This is a genomic window from Mesorhizobium sp. M7A.F.Ca.CA.002.05.1.1 (assembly GCF_003998335.1).
In the GTDB taxonomy this organism is placed as follows: Bacteria; Pseudomonadota; Alphaproteobacteria; order Rhizobiales; family Rhizobiaceae; genus Mesorhizobium.
Genome location: NZ_RZQI01001233.1, coordinates 1 through 1,323 on the forward strand (window position 1 = coordinate 1; position 1,323 = coordinate 1,323).

The following is a 1,323-nucleotide window of genomic DNA, read 5'->3' on the forward strand; positions in this document are numbered from 1 at the left end:
ATTCTGGGCTTCGTCGAGCAGCTGAACGAGGTCGATGTTTCCGGTGTCGAGCCAATGACCTCGGTGACGCCGATGGACATGAAGAAGCGCAGCGATGTCGTCACCGACGGCGGCAAGGCGGCCGACATCGTCGTCAACGCGCCGGCGACCGAAGAGAATTTCTTCCTCGTGCCGAAGGTCGTGGAGTAAGTCCGCCGATGGCAATCGAGATCGCCATTGAGACGCCGCTCCAGGACGACCTGCGCGGGCTGGTCACCGAACTCAACGAGACCTTGCTCGAACTGACGCCGCCGGAGCATTGCTACCATTTGACGGTTGAGCAGATGGCCGGTCAGGACACGACGGTTTTCATCGCCCGCGATAAAGGCCTGGCCATCGGCTGCGGCGCGCTGAAGCGTCATGACGGCGCCATTGGCGAGGTCAAGCGCATGTATATCAGGCCGTCGCATCGCGGCCAGAAGATCGGCGCGAAAATCGTTGAGCGGGTCGAGGCGCTGGCGCGCAACGAGGGACTGAAGCGACTGGTGCTGGAGACGGGCGATCGTCATCCCGCGGCGTGGACAGTCTACGAACGCGCCGGGTTTTCGCGTTGCGGCCCGGTGCTGGATTATCCCGATTCTGAGTGGTCGGTGTTTTACGAAAAGAGCCTTTGATGAGCGACCTGACCCAGCTGACGATTTCACAGGCCCGCGCCAAGCTGCGCGGCAAGGAAATCACCGCGACCGAGATCACCGAGGCCTATCTCGGCGCTATCGAGCGCGCCAATCCGGCGCTCAATGCCTATGTCGCCGTGACCGGCGACAAGGCGCGCGACATGGCCAAGGCGTCCGACGCCAGGCTGGTCAAGGGCGAGGGCGGTGCGCTGGAAGGCATTCCGTTGGGGATCAAGGACCTGTTCGGCACCGAAGGCGTCCACACGCAGGCTTGCAGCCATGTGCTCGACGGGTTCAAGCCGCGCTACGAATCGACCGTTACGTCAAATCTGTGGGCCGACGGCGCCGTTATGCTCGGCAAGCTCAACATGGACGAGTTCGCCATGGGTTCGTCCAACGAGACGTCCTACTATGGTCCGGTCATCAATCCGTGGCGGCGCTCGCGCCTCGATACTGCGGTGATGCCGACGACGCATCAGGGCGATGGCGGCTTCGTCTCGGCCGGCGGCACGAGGGCCGTGCGCAGCCTGGACAATGCGCAGTTGGTGCCGGGTGGCTCTTCCGGCGGGTCGGCCACGGCAGTCTCCGCCTTCCTGTGCGCCGGCGCGACCGCGACGGACACTGGCGGCTCGATCCGCCAGCCGGCCGCCTTCACCGGGACGGTCGGCAT

At 64.4% G+C, this 1,323-nt stretch carries 3 protein-coding genes; all 3 read left to right on the forward strand.

The annotated features are described in order from the left end of the window. Nucleotides 1-189: Asp-tRNA(Asn)/Glu-tRNA(Gln) amidotransferase subunit GatC (gatC, locus tag EN939_RS34420; RefSeq protein ID WP_127271851.1), on the forward strand; the 189-nt coding region annotated here is incomplete at its 5' end. Nucleotides 190-197: 8 nt separating this feature from the next. Beyond that, nucleotides 198-653, forward strand: coding sequence for a GNAT family N-acetyltransferase (locus EN939_RS34425; RefSeq protein ID WP_127271852.1), 456 nt, complete (start codon nucleotides 198-200; stop codon nucleotides 651-653). Beyond that, nucleotides 653-1,323 (forward strand): amidase (locus EN939_RS34430; protein ID WP_245473284.1); only part of this gene is annotated, 671 nt, incomplete at its 3' end. The genes EN939_RS34425 and EN939_RS34430, both read left to right, overlap by 1 nt.

Bases quoted from the DNA above. Each gene is read 5' to 3' on its own strand.
- EN939_RS34425 (WP_127271852.1), top strand. From the start codon at position 198: ATGGCAATCGAGATCGCCATTGAGACGCCGCTCCAGGACGACCTGCGC.